Origin of the sequence: Amycolatopsis ponsaeliensis, from assembly GCF_030182635.1 — a bacterium.
GTDB classification, from domain to species: domain Bacteria; phylum Actinomycetota; class Actinomycetes; order Mycobacteriales; family Pseudonocardiaceae; genus Amycolatopsis; species Amycolatopsis ponsaeliensis.
Genome location: NZ_JAPZLD010000002.1, coordinates 1 through 16,146 on the forward strand (window position 1 = coordinate 1; position 16,146 = coordinate 16,146).

Annotated in this window: 13 protein-coding genes, 4 tRNA genes and 1 pseudogene; 9 read left to right on the top strand and 9 right to left on the bottom strand. The window is 71.1% G+C overall.

The window, feature by feature from the left end:
• Positions 1-176: 176 nt before the first annotated feature.
• Positions 177-248, bottom strand: a tRNA-Val gene (locus QQ657_RS02825).
• 392 nt (positions 249-640) lie between these two features.
• Here QQ657_RS02825 and QQ657_RS02830 point away from each other — a divergent pair.
• The 4 genes from QQ657_RS02830 to QQ657_RS02845 all read left to right on the top strand — a co-directional run bounded on the left by QQ657_RS02830 (position 641) and on the right by QQ657_RS02845 (position 1,433).
• Positions 641-1,066, top strand: coding sequence for an SsgA family sporulation/cell division regulator (locus QQ657_RS02830; protein ID WP_033293569.1), 426 nt, complete (start codon positions 641-643; stop codon positions 1,064-1,066).
• Positions 1,067-1,190: 124 nt separating this feature from the next.
• Positions 1,191-1,263, top strand: a tRNA-Gly gene (locus QQ657_RS02835).
• 23 nt (positions 1,264-1,286) lie between these two features.
• Positions 1,287-1,357: transfer RNA gene (locus QQ657_RS02840), tRNA-Cys, on the top strand.
• A 1-nt stretch (position 1,358) separates the two neighbouring features.
• A tRNA-Val gene (locus QQ657_RS02845) sits at positions 1,359-1,433 on the top strand.
• Positions 1,434-1,482: 49 nt separating this feature from the next.
• Here QQ657_RS02845 and QQ657_RS02850 read toward each other — a convergent pair.
• From QQ657_RS02850 to QQ657_RS02885, 8 genes and pseudogenes are all read right to left on the bottom strand, one after another.
• Positions 1,483-2,372: pseudogene (locus QQ657_RS02850) on the bottom strand (site-specific integrase); the annotation flags it as partial.
• Positions 2,373-2,538: 166 nt separating this feature from the next.
• Positions 2,539-3,330 carry a hypothetical protein gene (locus QQ657_RS02855; RefSeq protein WP_284740441.1) on the bottom strand — a complete coding sequence of 264 codons (792 nt, stop codon included), beginning with the start codon at positions 3,328-3,330 and terminating at the stop codon, positions 2,539-2,541.
• 185 nt (positions 3,331-3,515) lie between these two features.
• Positions 3,516-4,670, bottom strand: a complete 1,155-nt coding sequence (locus tag QQ657_RS02860; protein WP_284740442.1) for an alpha/beta hydrolase family protein — start codon at positions 4,668-4,670, stop codon at positions 3,516-3,518.
• 2 nt (positions 4,671-4,672) lie between these two features.
• On the bottom strand, positions 4,673-5,434 hold the full coding sequence (locus QQ657_RS02865) for an SDR family NAD(P)-dependent oxidoreductase (protein ID WP_284740443.1): 762 nt from the start codon (positions 5,432-5,434) through the stop codon (positions 4,673-4,675).
• Positions 5,431-6,354 (bottom strand): fumarylacetoacetate hydrolase family protein, encoded by a 924-nt coding sequence (locus tag QQ657_RS02870; protein ID WP_284740444.1) that lies wholly within the window; start codon positions 6,352-6,354, stop codon positions 5,431-5,433. Before QQ657_RS02870 ends, QQ657_RS02865 begins: the two co-directional genes overlap by 4 nt.
• On the bottom strand, positions 6,354-7,292 hold the full coding sequence (locus QQ657_RS02875; protein WP_284740445.1) for a VOC family protein: 939 nt from the start codon (positions 7,290-7,292) through the stop codon (positions 6,354-6,356). Before QQ657_RS02875 ends, QQ657_RS02870 begins: the two co-directional genes overlap by 1 nt.
• A gap of 19 nt (positions 7,293-7,311) precedes the next feature.
• The gene (locus tag QQ657_RS02880; protein WP_284740446.1) at positions 7,312-8,442 is read right to left on the bottom strand and encodes an FAD-dependent oxidoreductase; all 1,131 of its coding nucleotides are present in this window, start codon (positions 8,440-8,442) and stop codon (positions 7,312-7,314) included.
• An 8-nt stretch (positions 8,443-8,450) separates the two neighbouring features.
• On the bottom strand, positions 8,451-9,410 hold the full coding sequence (locus QQ657_RS02885) for a cyclase family protein (RefSeq protein ID WP_284740447.1): 960 nt from the start codon (positions 9,408-9,410) through the stop codon (positions 8,451-8,453).
• Between the two features lie 85 nt (positions 9,411-9,495).
• Here QQ657_RS02885 and QQ657_RS02890 point away from each other — a divergent pair, with 85 nt between their 5' ends.
• From QQ657_RS02890 to QQ657_RS02910, 5 genes are all read left to right on the top strand, one after another.
• The gene (locus QQ657_RS02890) at positions 9,496-10,440 is read left to right on the top strand and encodes a LysR family transcriptional regulator (protein WP_284740448.1); all 945 of its coding nucleotides are present in this window, start codon (positions 9,496-9,498) and stop codon (positions 10,438-10,440) included.
• Between the two features lie 85 nt (positions 10,441-10,525).
• Entirely contained in the window at positions 10,526-11,749 is a 1,224-nt protein-coding gene (locus QQ657_RS02895; protein ID WP_284740449.1) for an MFS transporter, read from the top strand.
• A 106-nt stretch (positions 11,750-11,855) separates the two neighbouring features.
• The gene (locus QQ657_RS02900; protein ID WP_284740450.1) at positions 11,856-13,133 is read left to right on the top strand and encodes an MFS transporter; all 1,278 of its coding nucleotides are present in this window, start codon (positions 11,856-11,858) and stop codon (positions 13,131-13,133) included.
• Between the two features lie 7 nt (positions 13,134-13,140).
• Complete coding sequence (locus tag QQ657_RS02905) at positions 13,141-15,495, top strand: glycoside hydrolase family 3 protein (protein WP_284740451.1); 2,355 nt, start codon at positions 13,141-13,143, stop codon at positions 15,493-15,495.
• A 10-nt stretch (positions 15,496-15,505) separates the two neighbouring features.
• The gene (locus tag QQ657_RS02910) at positions 15,506-16,135 is read left to right on the top strand and encodes a TetR/AcrR family transcriptional regulator (protein ID WP_284740452.1); all 630 of its coding nucleotides are present in this window, start codon (positions 15,506-15,508) and stop codon (positions 16,133-16,135) included.
• The last annotated feature ends 11 nt before the right edge of the window (positions 16,136-16,146 follow it).

The following is a 16,146-nucleotide window of genomic DNA, read 5'->3' on the forward strand; positions in this document are numbered from 1 at the left end:
AGCGCCACCCCCGCCACCCCCCACACCTCCGCCGCCCCCCCCCCCCCCCCCCCCGCCGGCCCGCGCGGCCCGCGCCCCCCCCCCCCCCCGGGGGCGTGGGGGCTCGGCCCCCACAGGACACAAAAGCGAGAGCCCCGTCTGCGCATTCCGCAGACAGGGCTCATCCAGCTCTCGCGTGGGCGATACTGGGATCGAACCAGTGACCTCTTCGGTGTGAACGAAGCGCTCTCCCGCTGAGCTAATCGCCCGCTCGCGGTGTTGTGCTGAACACTAGCGTACGACTTCCGGGCGCCTGCAAACGGGTGGTCTCCGGCGACCACACTCCGCTTACCGGCGAGTACGGAACGAACAACCCCGAGCTAGCCGGGGTTGTGGCAGGTGGGGGCCGCCCGACGCCACGTTCGACATCCGTGCGACGGTGCTATCGCCCGGCGACTAAACCGCGCAGTATGGAGGAGTGGGCCCACACGGGGCGCGCCGGTCGATCGCGCGCTGTGGGGTGTTCCACGGGCGCAAACGGGGGCTCATGGGCCCGTCCGGGTGATATGCGGCGCACCTGCGACGGAATCGGCCTCCCGATGCGTCCCAGTGGTGACGCCCTCGGCCGGCCGGGCCGGGAAGGGAGACGAAGGGTAGGACGATGCGCAACGATCACGTGACGCTCCGCTCGACGGCGGTCTTCGACCTGCTGGCGCCGCGGACGCCCGCGGTTCCGGTGAAGGTGGAGCTGCGCTACGACACACGCGACCCGTATGCGGTCGTCGCCGCCTTCCGCACCGGCCGCGCCGGCTGGGTCGAATGGGTGTACGCGCGTGACCTCCTCGCGGACGGCCTGCTGGCCGACGCGGGTGACGGCGACGTCCGGATCCGCCCGTCCGTCGAGGACCCCGAGTCGGTGCTGATCGAGCTGAACTCGCCGTCCGGGCACGCGATGTTCGAGGCGTCCGCCCAGGAGCTGGCCGACTTCCTCGACCGCACGTACGACGTGGTGCTGCCGGGCAACGAGCACTTGTGGGTCGACGTCGACGACGCGCTCACCCACCTCATCCCCCACGATCTGGCCTGATGACGGGCTTGCAACGGCGGAGTGACACCCCGGTGTCGCCGCCGTTTTCGGGGTCCGATATGGTTTTCTCACACCACGGCGACGGGTTCCCGGCCTTCCGGAGCGGCTCGTCGAGTGGTCGAGTGCGGATGTAGCGCAGCTGGTAGCGCATCACCTTGCCAAGGTGAGGGTCGCGGGTTCGAATCCCGTCATCCGCTCGGTAGGCTCTCGAGCCTGTCACGGTGGAGTGGCCGAGAGGCGAGGCAACGGCCTGCAAAGCCGTGTACACGGGTTCGAATCCCGTCTCCACCTCGCGCGATTAGCTCAGCGGGAGAGCGCTTCCCTGACACGGAAGAGGTCACTGGTTCAATCCCAGTATCGCGCACCACCTGAAACTGCAGGTCAGAAGCCCTGTCCCTCCTTGGAGGGGCAGGGCTTCAGTCGTCAGTCGGCGACGATCCGGCGATGGCCTCAGACCCCGGCCCGATCGCCCCCGGGACCGCAGGTGCAGGAACCAGCTTCGCCCGCTCCCCCGGATACAACGACGCCAGCGACCGCGGCCAGCGCTCCTCCAAGGCGTCCAGGATTTGGTTCACCATCGCGGGCGTCACGTGGTCGTAGACCCGGGTGATGCCCTTCATCTTCTGACCCAGCCGTGCCCGTCGCACAACCTCAGGAATCCCGTCCTCGGTCAGCCACGGGCTGTGCGTGTGCCGTCCTTCGTGGAAGGTGAAGGTCGGCAGGATCGGCGGACGCCGCTCCCCTGCCCCCGCATCATCGAGCTCAACCCCATCCCACGCCGGCCGCCAGAACCGGATCCGGAAATTCGAACGCCGCCACGGATGACCCTCCGGTGTGCACATCACGAACGGCTCCCGGTGGCTGTCCATCAGCTCTTCGTAGAGCACCGCGATCCCTGGCGGCAACGCCACGAACCGAGTCCCTGCAGGGGTTTTCGTCCGGCCCTTCTTCGGCCGGGAGTTCCCGTGCCGGGTCGGCGACCACTGACGGCCATCCGAGTGATGATCATCACTCATCCGGCCTCCTTTGTAGACCTTCCCACCGATCTCTTTCAGCGGGCTGCGGATCTCGATGCCGCGGCGCTCGGAGTCATACTCGTGCCGCTGCTGACCCACAAGTTCACCCCATCGGGCGCCGGTATACACATCCATCAGGCACAACACGAACCCGAACTTCCCAAGACCCAGCTCGTAAAGCCGCATCGCAGCCCGCAGCCCGCAGCGCCTGTGCCGCCGTTGCCGACCCGGACACCATTGCAGGGGTTGGCCGGGATCATGCGGGCCCGGACGGCGCCGTTGAGGATCGTGATGCACGACTTCGTCATGGTGAATTCCCTGCACGACACCGAGGCAGCCAAGCACGCGCTGCCGCTGGCCACCGCGGCCCTGCGCACCGCCTTCGCCTGAACCATCTGACCGAACTCACCGTCGTCACTTACCACCTGATCCCGGGCCCGTCCCGGTCGTGCGGGACTACGCCGGGTTCTCCGCGACGGCGAGGTAGTCCGTGTAGATCTGCGGTGAGCCAGAGAACGAGGCCAGCTGCTTCCACTCCTCGTACATCTGCTTGGTGTCGCGGTGGGCGGACGCGAACTCCGCGGCCTCGCCGGTGGCGATGTCGGGCTCGGGGTAGAAGACGTCCAGCGCGTCCAGGCTCGCGATCTCCATCATCATCACGTACTGGTCGAGGCGATTGCCCCGCTCGCCCTTGAGCACGTGGAACCGCCAGTCCGGGTAGTCGTCGATCCGGTGGTGGTTCTCGGCGATGAAGCGGTCGAACACCTCCTCGGTCACACCGGCGCGCAACGCCAGGTTGTGGATCCCGACGACCCGGGCGACGGGCTCCTCCCCCGGGCGGTCGCGGTAGCGGGGGCCGGGCGTGACCGTGCTCCGCGGATTGTCGGCCAGCAGCCGGTAGTCGGTGAACAACGTCGGCAGCTCACCGAACGTGCCCAGCCGCCGCCACCGCGCCAGCACCGCCTCCGCCTCGGGGTGCTGCGCCCAGAACAGCCGGGCCAGCTCGGTCTGCTCACCCCGGGCCGTGACGTAGCGGTCGCGCTGCTCGGCGCTCTCGATCTCGTACAACATCAGGTACTGCCCGGTCCGCTCGCCGCGCAACCCGCGCAGCAGAGTCCACCGCCACCCCGGGTACAAGGGCAGGTGAACACCTTCACCGCGCACGAAGGTCTCGAACTCTTCCGGCGTGACACCAGCCTCTGTGTCGATGGCGATGTACTGGAAGGTGAACACCGACGAGCGTCCCATTGCGCGTCCAATCCTCGAGCCGGAAAGGGATCGCGCGTCCGACAAGCACGACTCCCCTGCACCACATCCTGCCCGCTCCTGAGCAACGGGGCCCGCGAGCCCTCCCTGCTGGACGCGATCCGACGGGTCGCACGGGTTTCCATCGCATCGTCCAGCGTTTGCGGCCGGCTCGCACGTTCAGCTCTTCACTGCCGAATGGCGGCGAAGGCATCGGCCACCCAGTCGGCGATATAGGTGCTCACGTGCGGGAGATGATCGAGCCCGATGTGCTCGGTCGCCCCTTCTTCCGGGGTGAATACGCGCAGTTCGCGCTGGGGCGAGTTGACTGCCTGGTCGTAGGAGCGGTGCGCGTACTCGAGCGGGATTTGGCGGTCCTTTTCACCGTGGGCGATGAGGAACGGCACGGTGATCCTTTCGACCACGCCGTCGAGGTGGACATCGTCGGCGAAGGCGATGAACGAGTCGAGGTCGTCGTGTCCCCAGACCCAGAGGACGTGCTCCCAGTAGTGCGGCACCGGGCGCTCGCCCTCGCGTTCGAGGCGGCGGCGCTGGACCGCGCCCCAGTTGTGGTTGGCGCCCCAGGCGACGCACAACGCGAACCGCTTCTCGAACGCCGCGGCCCTCGGGGCGAAGTAGCCTCCGAGTGACCAGCCGACGATCCCGATCCGCGCCGGATCGACGTCGGTCCGCTGCTCGAGCCAGTCCACGGCGGCGCCGGCCCACACCTCGCTGTCGATCCGGGCTGTGATCCCCTGGAGCCGCAACGCTTCGCCGGTGCCGGGCTGGTCGAGCATGAGGCACGAGATGCCGCGGGCCGCCAGCTCCTCCCAGTGCGCCGACCCGTACATGTGCTCCTTGGTCGAGTCCAGGCCGTTGACCAGCACTATGACCGGCGCCGGACCGTCGCTCGTGGCCGCACTGAAGTATGCGGGCAAAGTCGTCCCCTCGTAGGGAATCGCGACCCGGGAGATGCGCGGGTCGCGCAGGTCGAACGCCTTCTGCGCCAGGGTCAGGACGCGGCGGTAGGTGGGCAGCCGATCGGGGTTCGAGTGCGCGAGCATGCGCTCGGCCTGGCACAAGTAGTTGGTGGCGCGGAAGTACAGCTGGCCGGCGGTGCGCTCGTGCCCGGCTTTCTCCGCGGCTTCGGCCTGGGTGACCAGCTGGTCGGTCAGGGCGGTCCAGGCTCGCAGGAAGTCCGGGGTGCCGGCGTCGGATCCCTGCGCGGCGGTCTCGCGGATGGGGCGGCAGGCGCGGTCGATCTCGTCGATCAGACCGCCGGAGTTGAGCGCGGCGACCACGCCGAGGTTCCAGACGTAGTTGCCGGGGAAGTACTCGAACACGGTCAGGTCCTTTCAGGAGGGGCAGCGGGCCGCACGGCGTCGCTGATCGACTTGACGCCGCCGTGGGCGGTCAGGCCGCCGTCGACGGGGATTTCCGCACCGGTGATGAACGACGCCTCGTCGCTGAGCAGGAAGGCGACGAGCGGAGCGACCTCGTCGGCTGTGCCGGTACGGCCGAGTGGTGTCTCGGCGACGTTGGCTGTGCGGAACGCGGACGCACCGGACGCCGTCATCGGCGTCTCGATGTAGCCGGGATGGACGGTGTTGACGCGGATGCCGCGCGGGCCGAGCTCGAGGCACGCCGTCTTCGCCAGCCCGCGCAACGCCCACTTCGCGGCGGTGTAGGCAACCGGGTAGTGGCCGGTCAGGGCGGCTACCGAACCGACCACGACGATCGAAGACCCGGCTCTCATCCGAGGCACCAGAGCCTGGATGCCAAGCAGCACGCCGACGACGTCGACCTCGGTGACGTGCAGGAAGTCCGCGGGCGTCACGTCGGCCAGCCGGGCACGCCAGGTGATCCCGGCGTTGGCGACGAGACCGTCCACCCGCCCGAGCTCAGCCGCCAAGGTGTCCCAGCCGTGGGCGTCGGTCACGTCGAGCTGCCGGTAGCCGACCCCGGGCAGGTCCTCGGCGGGCTCCGGGCGCACGTCGATGCCGACGACGGTCGCGCCCTCGGCGGCGAGCAGCCGGGCCTCGGCGGCACCCTGGCCCTGGGCGGCGCCGGTCACGACGACGACTTTGCCGACGACCCGCCCGCTCATGCCGGACGTTTCCGCGCCCGGGATCGCGAGCGTGCCGGGCGTACCGGCGGGAGGATCGTCCCGGTCACGACGGTGTTGCGGATCGTCCCGATGCCTTCGACGGTCATCTCGACGACGTCGCCAGGCTTCAGCGGTGGTGGCTGCTGGTCGCCGCGCCGTCCCCACAGCTCGGCCAGGCACCCGCCGTTGCCGCACGTTCCCGAGCCGAGGACGTCCCCGGCGCGTACCCGGGTGCCGCGAGCGGCGTAGGCGACCAGTTCCTCGAACGGCCAGCCCATGCTGGACAGCAGGTCCTGGCCCACTTCGACGCCGTTGACCGTGACGCGCATGTCCAGCGCGAGGAAGCCGTCCGCGTCCCGGTACGGCTCCAGCTCGTCGGCGGTCACCAGCCACGGTCCCAGGGTGGTGGCGGAGTCCTTGCCCTTGGCCGGGCCGAGGTTGACGCGCATCTCGCGGCGTTGCAGGTCGCGGGCCGACCAGTCGTTCATGATCGTGTAGCCGAAGATGGCATCCGGCCCCAGCACCGCGGCGACCTCCAGCTCGAAGTCGAACGACCGCGAGCCCGGCGGGACCGGCACGTCGTCGTGCGCGCCGATCAGGGCGGCGGGGTTGGTGAAGTAGAACGTCGGTGCCTCGTACCATTCCGGCGGCACCGATCCCGGGGCGACCATGCCCTCGACGTGCTCTTCGAAGGCGACGAAGTCACGGACGCTCGGTGGTTCGAGGGGCGGCAGCAGCCGCACCTCGGCCAGGGGCACGGCCGGCCCGCGAAGAGCCGCCGCCCCGGTGTCGAGGGCGGCGGGCAGGCCTCCGCGGACCAGGTCGAGCGCGGTGACCCCGGCCGCGAAGGCGTGGACGCAGTCGCCGGAGACCACGCCCGTGTGCACGGTTCCGCCGTGCTCGTAGGTGGCGAGGCGCATCAGACCGGCGGGGCCACGAACAGGCCCTTGTCGGGGTCGTTGAAGGAGCGGGAGGCGACGAACTCGTTCATCGCGTTGGCCGTCCCCCACTGGTCGGACACCTCGGGCCGGGTGAAGTCGTAGAGGTGCGGGTGCCAGGTGTCCTCGTCGATCAGTTCGAGTTCGGTGGTGTACTCGACGGTGTTGCCGTGCGGGTCGAGGAAGTAGCTGAAGGTGTTGTTGCCGGCCAGGTGCCGTCCGGGGCCCCAGATCTTCTCGACGCCGGCCCGCAGCAGCCGTCCGGTCCCCCGCATGTACTCGTCGATCCCGCGCATCTCGAACGACGCGTGGTGCAGCGACGGGTGCGGGCCGCGGGCGATGGCCAGGCTGTGGTGCCAGGCGTTGATGCGCAGGAACCACATCATCCCGCCCATCCGCGGATGGGTAAGGGTGTCGGACAGCTTGAACCCGAGGTGCCGCTCGTAGAACCGCCGCGTGCCCTCGGGGTCGGCCGAGTTGATCACCGCGTGGGAGAGGCGGACCGGGACCGATTCGCCGGCCTCGATCTTCCGGTGGGCGCGGACCCCGACGTCGGCACTGATCTCGATGGTGCGGCCTTCGTTGTCGAAGAACCGGAACCCGTAACCACCACCGGGAGTCTGCAGGGTGCGGGGCTCGTGGACCAGTGTGACGCCGGCGGTCGCCAGGCGGGCGGCCAGGGTGTCGACGTCGGCCGCGGTGGCCACGCCGAAGGCGATCAGGTCGATACGTTTGTCCGTCGCCTGACGCAGCCGGACGATGTAGTGCTCGGGCGAGCCTTCCGCGGCGAGGAAGGCGATCCCGGTGTCGGTGTGCTCGGTCGTCAGTCCCCACGCGCCGGTGTAGAAGTCCTGCTGGCGGGCGAGGTCGGGCGCGGCGAGGTCGACGTGCCGCAGGTGCGTGATCAGGCCATCGGTCATGGCGTTCCTCCGGAAGGGTTCAGGCGGGCTGGGCGACGAGGGCGGCGACGCGGCCCATCAAGCCGGGTACGTCGCCCTGTTCGTGGTCGAGGAGCCACTGGCCGAGCTGGTTCGACGCTTCGACCACGGCCGTCGCCCGGGCGACGCGCCGTTCGGTGAAGGCGCTCCACACCGCGTCGTCGAGGGTTTCGGCGCCGAGCAGGAGTTCACTGAGGACAGTCGCGTCCTCGAGCGCTTGCGCGCCGCCCTGGGCCAGGGTGGGCGGGCACGCGTGCGCGGCGTCGCCGATCAGCACCACGCGCCCGCGGTGCCACGGCGCGGGCAGCACGTGCGTCTCGAACCGGGTGTAGTTGACGCGGGAGGGATCGTCGAGTGTGGCGAGGATGTCGTCCCACGGCCCGTGGTAGGCCGAGGCGAGTTCGCGCATGACGGCGAGCCGCTCTGAGGGGCTCAGGGCACTGCGGTCCTGCGCGTCTTCGACGACGTAGGCGTAGAGCGAGTTCTCCCCGGTCGGGCAGTAACCCGCGATGTAGCAGGGGCCGCCGTAGAAGAGGTCCGTGCGCGTGACCGACGCCGGGCGAGGACCGAAAGCACGCCAGATGCCCATCCCGGTGGGACGCGTCTCCAGCTCGATGCCCAGGAGCCGGCGGATCGCCGAGCGGATCCCGTCGGCGCCGACGACCAGGTCGTAACGGCAGGCGGTGCCGTCGGTGAAGGTGACTTCGACGTGATCGGCGTGCTGGACCAGCGCTGCGGCGGTGAGCCCGAACCGGATCTTCGCGCCGGTCGCGGCGGCGCGGTCGTGCAGGATGCGGGCGAGGTCGGGACGCGGCATGCCCAGGGTGGCGGGCAGATCCGGGCCGCCGGTGCGGGCGTCCGGGATTTCGGCCAGCAGGGTTCCGGCGGGATCGGGCGCGCGCAGCCCCAGGCTGTCGAACCCGTACCCCTTCGCCCGGACCTCCTCCCACACGCCGAGAGCGCGCAGCTCGCGCAACGCGTTGCCCTGCAACGTGATCCCGGACCCGATGGCGGCGACGCCGGGCTCGGCTTCGACGAGGTCGACCGCGACTCCCCCGTTGGCGAGGTGGATCGCGGTGGCCGTGCCGGCGAGACCGCTGCCGACGACGAGGACGGTGGTGACGGCGGGCATGGCGGTCCTCACTTGACGGCGATCGGGGCGACCGGGGCGCCGACGGCGCCGGTCACGGGCAGCGGGTCGGCGGTCAGCCAGAACTCGTACGTCCCGTCGGCGGCGCAGTCGGCCGCGAGGGCGTCGAGGTCCCACATCTCGCCGAGGAACAGCCCGATGTGGGGAATGGCGACCTGGTGCAGCGGCTGGAAGGCGTCGTCGAACTCGTTGGGCCGGACCTCGAAGCCCCAGGTGTCCGTGGCGATGGCGGCGATTTCCTTGCGGTGCAGCCAGTCCGCCGTGGTGAACGACAGGCCCGGGGCCGGGCCGCCCGCGTAGTCGCCCCAGCCTTCGCGCCGGGCGCGGGTAAGCCGGCCGGTCCGCACCAGCAGCAGGTCACCACGGCCGACGCGCGCGCTCTCGCCGTGGGCGGCGATGGTGGCCTCGAGGTGCTCGGTGGTGATCGCGAACCCGTCCGGCAGTTCGCCGTCGTCGCCGATCACGCGGCCGACGTCGAGGAGCACGCCGCGGCCCGCGATCCGTCCGGCCGTGGTCTCGATCCCGGTGACCTGGTCGCCTTCGCTGGTCACGACGTCTCCGGCGCGCCGGCCGTTCCACGCGACGCCGTGGTCGAAGATGTGGCCGAGACCGTCCCACTGCGTCGAGGCCTGCAACGGCATGAAGACGACGTCGTCGGCGCCGCCCAGCCCGTGCGGGAACCCTTGCCCGCGCTCGGCGTCGAGGCCGGTGTCGAGCATCGTGTGGATCGGGTTGGTGCGCCGTCGCCAGCCCTTCTGCGGGCCGTCCGCGTCGAAGCGCTGCGCCAGCGAGAAGCTCACCCCGCGCCGGACGAGCGCTGCGCCTTCCCGGCGTTTGGCCCCGTCCAGGAAGTTCAGCGTGCCCAGTACGTCGTCGTTGCCCCAGCGGCCCCAGTTGGAGCAGCGCTGGGCGGCTGCTGCGATCGCGCCTTCGGGATCGGTTCGGTCCACCCCTTCACTCTCGGGCCGGACGCGGTATCAGGGAAGAACAGATCGGTGATGCGGAGTATCGACAACGTTGATACCGTCGCTCGCTGTGAACCTGGCTCGACTGGACCTGAACCTGCTGGTGGCGTTGGACGCACTGCTGCAAGAACGCAGCGTCACGCGCGCGGCGGCGCGGATGGGGCTCGGCCAGCCGGCGGTGTCGGCCCAGCTCGCCCGGCTGCGCCGGCACTTCCACGACGACCTGCTCACCCGGTCCGGGAACCAGTACCGGCTCACCCCGCTGGCCGTGCAGCTCAAGGAACGCGTGCGCGTGGCCCTGTCCGGTGCCGAGCGGGTGTTCGCCGCCGAGCCCGACTTCGACCCGGCCTCCTCGGCGCGCGAGTTCTCGATGCTCATGAGCGACTACGGGGTGGCCATGCTCGGCCCCGGCATCGCGGCCCGCCTCGCCGACGAGGCACCGGGCACCCGGCTGCGGTTCCCCGCGAACACGCCGAGGATGGTCGACGCGGCCGCCCAGGAGCTGGTCCACGCCGACCTGCTGGTGATCCCGCACGGGTTCGTCGACGACCTGCCGCACCAGGACCTCTACCGCGACGAATGGGTGTGCCTGGTGGCCGCGGGCAACACCGCCGTCGGGGACGCCCTGACCGTCGAGCAGCTGGAGACCATGCCGTGGGTCGTGACCTACCACGGGCCGACGGCGTCGACCCCGGCCGCGCGGCAGATGCGCATGCTCGGGATCGAACCGCACATCCAGGTGGTCACCGAGACGTTCCTGACCGTGCCCGGGCTCATCGCGGGCTCCGGTCGCGTGGCGCTGGTGCAGCGCCGGCTCGCGGACGGGATCCCGGCCGAACTCGGCGTGCGGGCGCTTCCGTGCCCCTTCGACGCGGCCCCGCTCGTGGAGGCGATGTGGTGGCACCCGATGTACGACGACGACCCCGAGCACCGGTACCTGCGCGACGTCGTCCAGCGGGCCGTCGCCGCGATGATCGGCATCACCCCGGCTGATACCGGCCTTCGGAAGAAGTGATTTCCGCTCCGGCGCCGCGTTCCCGACACTTTTGCGGAAGCGATGCCGATCAGCGGAGACCGGCCGCCCGCAGGCCGGAGGCGCCATGTCCGATCAACTCGCGAGTCCCCAGCCGGCCACGGCCCCTTCGCCGGGCGGCCGCCGGCCGGGAACGGCTCAGCTGCTGATCCTGTTGTCCGCCAGCTGCTTGTCCGTGCTCGGCGCCGTGCTCATCGCGCCGGTGCTGCCCCAGCTGCAGGAGGCTTTCGCCGGCGTGCCCGGCGCCGACGTCCTCGCGCCGGTGGTGCTCACGGTTCCCGCACTGCTGATCGGGCTCACCGCGCCGTTCGCGGGCCTGATCGTCGACAAGGTCGACCGCAAGCGGCTGCTGCTGATCGCTTTGGTGTGCTACGCGATCACCGGCACCGCGCCGCTGTATCTGCCTTCCCTGCCGGCCATCCTGGCCAGCCGCGTCCTGGTCGGCGTGTGCGAAGCGGCGATCATGACCTGCGCGACGACGCTGATCGGCGACTACTGGTCCGGGGCGCGCCGCAGCCGCTACCTGAGCCTGCAGACGCTCGTCGCGTCGTTGTCCGCGACGGTGTTCCTGGCCCTCGGCGGCGCGCTGGGCGCGCACAGCTGGCGGACGCCGTTCTGGGTGTACGCGGTCGCGCTCGTGCTGGTCCCGCTGACCGCCAAGCTCATCTGGCAGCCGGACGGGAAGGCCGCCGCCGGCCGGCGGTTGGCGCCGCTGCCGTGGCGTGCCCTGCTGACGCCGTGCCTGGTCACTTTCATCGGCGGCATCGTGTTCTACACCCTGATCGTGGAACTGTCCTTTGTGCTCACCGAAGCCGGACTCGGCTCGACGGCGGCGATCGGCGGCATCAGCGCCCTGATGTCCGTGGCCACCGCCGCCGGGTGCGTCGCCTTCGCCCGGCTGTCCCACCGGACACCGCGCACGCTGCTGCCGGTGGGGTTCGGGCTGTCGGCGATCGGCTTCGCGCTCGTGTTCGCGACCGGTTCGGTCCCGGTGATCTCCGCCGGTGCCGCCGTCGCCGGGTTCGGCACCGGCATGCTCCTGCCCACGCTGCTGACCTGGGCGGTGAACGGGCTGGACTTCGAGCAGCGCGGCCGGGGTACCGGCGTGTGGACCGCCGCGCTGTTCATCGGCGAGTTCTTGTGCCCGCTGCTGATCGCCGCGATCGGTGCGGGCGCCGGCGGCCTGCGTCCGGCCATCGGCGTGCTGGGTCTCGCCGCCGCGGCCATGGCGGCGATCTGCGTGGTCGCCACCCGGCGGCACAACCCCCGGCTCGACGTCACCAGCGACTGACCGGAAGGCGCCGTCTCACGACGGTCTGGTGTCACGGCGGTTCCCGTCGTACGCTTCCCCCGACCGAGTACTCGGTTGGCGGAAGACGGTCGTCAAGGGAGACGCCATGACCAGCCCCGATCCAGCAGTAGCCTCCGCACCCCCGTCCGCACCGGCCGGCCGGGCCCGGCCCGTGGTCGTCGTGACCATGGCGATCGCCCAGTTCGGGCTGTTCGTGGGGCTGCTCGCCCCGGTGACCGTGAGCCTGGCGCTCAAGACCCAGACGCTTGTGCCGGGCGACGACGCGGCCGCCGTCAACGGCAACGTCCTGGCCGCCGCCGCGCTGTTCGCGCTCGTGGGCAACCCCGTGTTCGGGCGGCTCTCCGACCTGACGACCTCGCGGTACGGGCGGCGGCGGCCGTGGATGGCCGGGGGCGCGGTCGTGTTCGTCGGGGCGATGCTCATCGTCGCGCTGGCCGGCTCAGTGCCCGTCATGCTGATTGGCTGGTGCCTGGCCCAGCTGGCGGGCAACGCCATCCTCGCCCCGCTGCTGGCGACCATCGCGGACCAGGTGCCGCCGCAGCAGCGCGCGTCGGTGTCGGCCAACGTCGGCGTGATGCAGAACGTCGGCATCCTCGCCGCCGCCTACATCGCCGCCTGGTTCGTCGACAACATGGTCGCGCTGTTCGTGGTGCCCGGCGTCCTCGCCCTCGTTCTCGTCGGCGTGTTCTGCGCCGTGGTGCCGGACAAGCCCATCACCGAGCGGCCCGAGACCGGTGGCTGGCTGGCCCTGCTGCGCACGTTCTGGGTCAACCCGGTGCGGTACCCGGACTTCGGGTGGGCGTGGCTGTCCCGGTTCCTGGTGTTCCTCGCCTACTTCCTGTTCATCAGCTTCCGCATCTTCTACCTGCAGGAGCGGATCGGCCTCGAGCCCGCCCACGCCGCGAGCACCCTCGGCCTCGGCGCGCTGGTGTTCACGATCGGGCTGGTGATCACGGCGAAGGCCGGTGGCTGGTTGTCCGACCGGACCGGGCGGCGCAAGGTGTTCGTCGTGGTGTCGATCCTGCTGCTGGCCATCGCGTTCGCCCTGCTCGGAGTGGTGACGACGATTCCCGGGTTCCTGCTGGTCGAGGCGGTCATGGGGATCGGGTACGGCGTGTACTGGTCGGTGGACACCGCGCTCACCGTGGACGTCCTGCCGGACCGGGAGAACACCGCGAAGGACCTGGGAGTCATGAACATCGCGAACGCGTTGCCGCAGTCGCTGGCCGCCGCGCTGGGTGGCATCCTCCTGGTGATCGGAACCGGCGGCCCCGCGACGAACTACACGGCGCTGTTCGTCGGCGCCGGTGTCATCGGCGTGCTCGGCGCGCTCGCCATCCTGCCCATCCGTTCGGTGCGATAGGAAATCTGTGGAAACCTTGCTGGACAAGATGGATCTCCCGGCGATGGTCCGGTTGCTGACCGGCGCGGCGATGTTCGAGCTGCACGGCGAACCGGCCATCGGCCTGGAGCCGCTGGCGTTCTCCGACGGGCCCTCCGGGGTCCGCGGCCCGGTGTTCTCCGGTGGCCGACCGGTCGCGTTGCTGCCCAACGCGACATTGATCGCGTCCACATGGGACACCCGGGTCGCGCACGACGTGGGCGCCCTGCTCGCCGAGGAAGCCCATGCCCAGAACGTCCACGTCGTGCTCGGCCCGACCGTCAACCTGCACCGCACGCCACTGGGCGGCCGGTTGTTCGAGGCGTTCTCCGAAGACCCGCTGCTGACCGGCGCGCTGGCCGTCGCCTACGTCCGCGGCCTGCAGGAGAACGGCGTCGGTGCATGCCCCAAGCACTTCGTGGCGAACGAGTCCGAGACCGACCGGATGAGCGTGGACTCCCGCGTGGCCGAACGGGTGCTGCGGGAGGTGTACCTGCTGCCGTTCGAGATGCTCGTGGCCGACGCGAAGCCGTGGGCGATCATGGCCGCCTACAACGACGTCAATGGCGTGCCGGCGACCGAGCACGGCGAGCTGCTCGACGGCGTCCTGAAGGGCGAGTGGGCGTTCGACGGCCTGGTGATGTCCGACTGGTTCGCCACCAAGAGCACCCGGGCCGCCGCCAACGGGCTCGACCTGGTGATGCCGGGCCCGGCCGGGCCGTGGGGTGACGCGCTGGTCGAGGCGGTCCGCGCCGGTGAGGTCGGCGAAGATGCCGTCCGCGACCACGTCCGCCGGCTGCTGCGGCTCGCCGACCGGGTCGGCAAATCTGCGCCGGGTCCCGCCGTCGACCCGGCCGATCCCGCACGCCGCGAACACCTCCGCACGATCGCGGCCGCCGGCATGACGGTGCTGACCGGCGGCGACGTGATCCCCTTCGAGGACACCCCGGTGCTGCTGATCGGGCGGCACGCTCTGCGGACCGTCGCCCAAGGCGGCGGGTCCGCGCAGGTCCGGCCGCCGCACGTCGTGAGCATCGCGGACGGCCTGCGTGCCGCTCTCGGTGACCGGCTCACCGTGCTGGACGGTGTCGAGGTGCGCGCGACGCCCGAGCCCGCGGACCCGGCGTTCGTCTCCGACCCCGAAACCGGCGCGCCCGGCATCCGGGTCACCAGCCACCAGGCCGACAGCAGCGAACAGGCCTCCACTCACCAACCGGTGCCGTCGCTGCTCCTGGATCTGGAAGGCGGGCCGCACGACGGCGCCGCGAGCGTGGTCCTGTCGGCCGACCTGCCCCTGACCCACACCGGCGACGTCGAGGTCGGCGTGATCGGCACCGGCCGGTGGACCGTGCGCCTCGGCGACCACAGCCACGAGATCGCCCTGGACGCGACGGACGTCGGCCTGGCGGTCCTCGACCCTCCACACTGGACCGTCCGGCTGCCCGCGGCGCCCGGCAGCCGGCTCGTCGCCACCCGCCGTCCGCCGGACGAGGGCGCGCCCGTCGGCGTCGCGGCCTTGGTCGCCCGCCCCGCGCCCGCTGATGACGAAGACCTCATCGCCGCGGCCGCGGCGGCCGCCACCGGTGCCGCACGGGCCGTGGTCGTGGTCGGCCTGACCCCGGAACAGGAGATGGAGGCCAAGGACAAGACGACGCTCGCGTTGCCCGGCCGTCAGGACGACCTCGTCCGCGCGGTCGCGGCCGCCGCACGCAGCACGGTCGTCGTCGTCAACGCCGCGACGCCGATGCTGATGCCGTGGCTCGACGACGTCGACGGTGTGCTGTGGGCCGGTCTGCCGGGCCAGGAAGGCGGTCATGCCGTGGCCGACGTGCTGCTCGGCCGGTGCGAAGCCACCGGCCGGCTGGTCACCACCTTCCCCGCCGCGGACGGCGACGGTCCGGCGTGGTCACCTGTCCCGGTCGACGGCGTCCTCGACTACGCCGAGGGCCTGGGCGTCGGTTACCGCGGCTGGACGTCGGACACTCCGCTGTTCTGGTTCGGCCACGGTCTCGGCTGGACCACGTGGACCTATCACGGTGCCGAACCGGAGGGCCCCGACGCGCTCGTCGTCACGATCGAGAACACCGGAACCCGCACCGGCCGCGAGGTCGTGCAGGTTTACCTGCGCCCGGACGACGACCCGGTCCGGCTGGCCGGCTGGGCGGTGGCCGACGCCGTCGCCCCCGGCGAGCGTCGCGCTGTCCGGGTGACGCTCGACCCGAGGGTCCTGCGCCGATGGACGTCCGGCGGCTGGGGCCCGCTCGACGGTGGCCGGCTGGTGGTCGCCCGCGGCCTGGGCGACGTGCGGCTCGACGTGGCCCGGCCGGCGCCGGCGGATAGGTAACCTCGTCACCGTGTCGTTCCCCCGCCAGTACCGCCACACGCTCACCGGCCGCGCCAGCGCGGCCGGTGACGAAGCGCGGACGCGTGTCCTCGAAGTCGCGCTGGACCTGTTCGCGGCGTCCGGGTACCGCGGCACCTCGGTGGCCCAGGTCGCCCAGCACGCCGGCCTCAGCCAGGCCGGCCTGCTGCACCACTTCCCGTCCAAGGTCGCCCTGCTCACCGCCGCCCTGGAATACCGCGAGGAGACCGAAGGCACCCGGCTCGAGGTCGACGGCGTGGCCCCGCTCGGCTGGGCGGCGTTCGACGCGCTGACCGGCCTCGTCGACCGCAACGCCGCCCGCCCGTCCATCGTGCGGCTCTTCGTCACCTTGTCGGCGGAGGCCCTGGACGCCGCCCATCCGGCGCACGAGTGGATCCTCAACCACTACGACAGCCTCACCACCTGGCTCACCGCCGCGGTCGAGTTCGGCCGCGACCAGGGCGAGTTCCGGCCGGACACCCCGGTCGGCGCCCTGGTCCGCCTCACCATCGCCACGATGGACGGCCTGCAGCAGCAATGGCTCGCCACGAGCGAAGGCTTCGACATGGCCGAGGAGTTCCGCCGGTATGTGGAGAGCCAGAAGCAAGCTTGGAAGACCTGAGGGGTCACGCC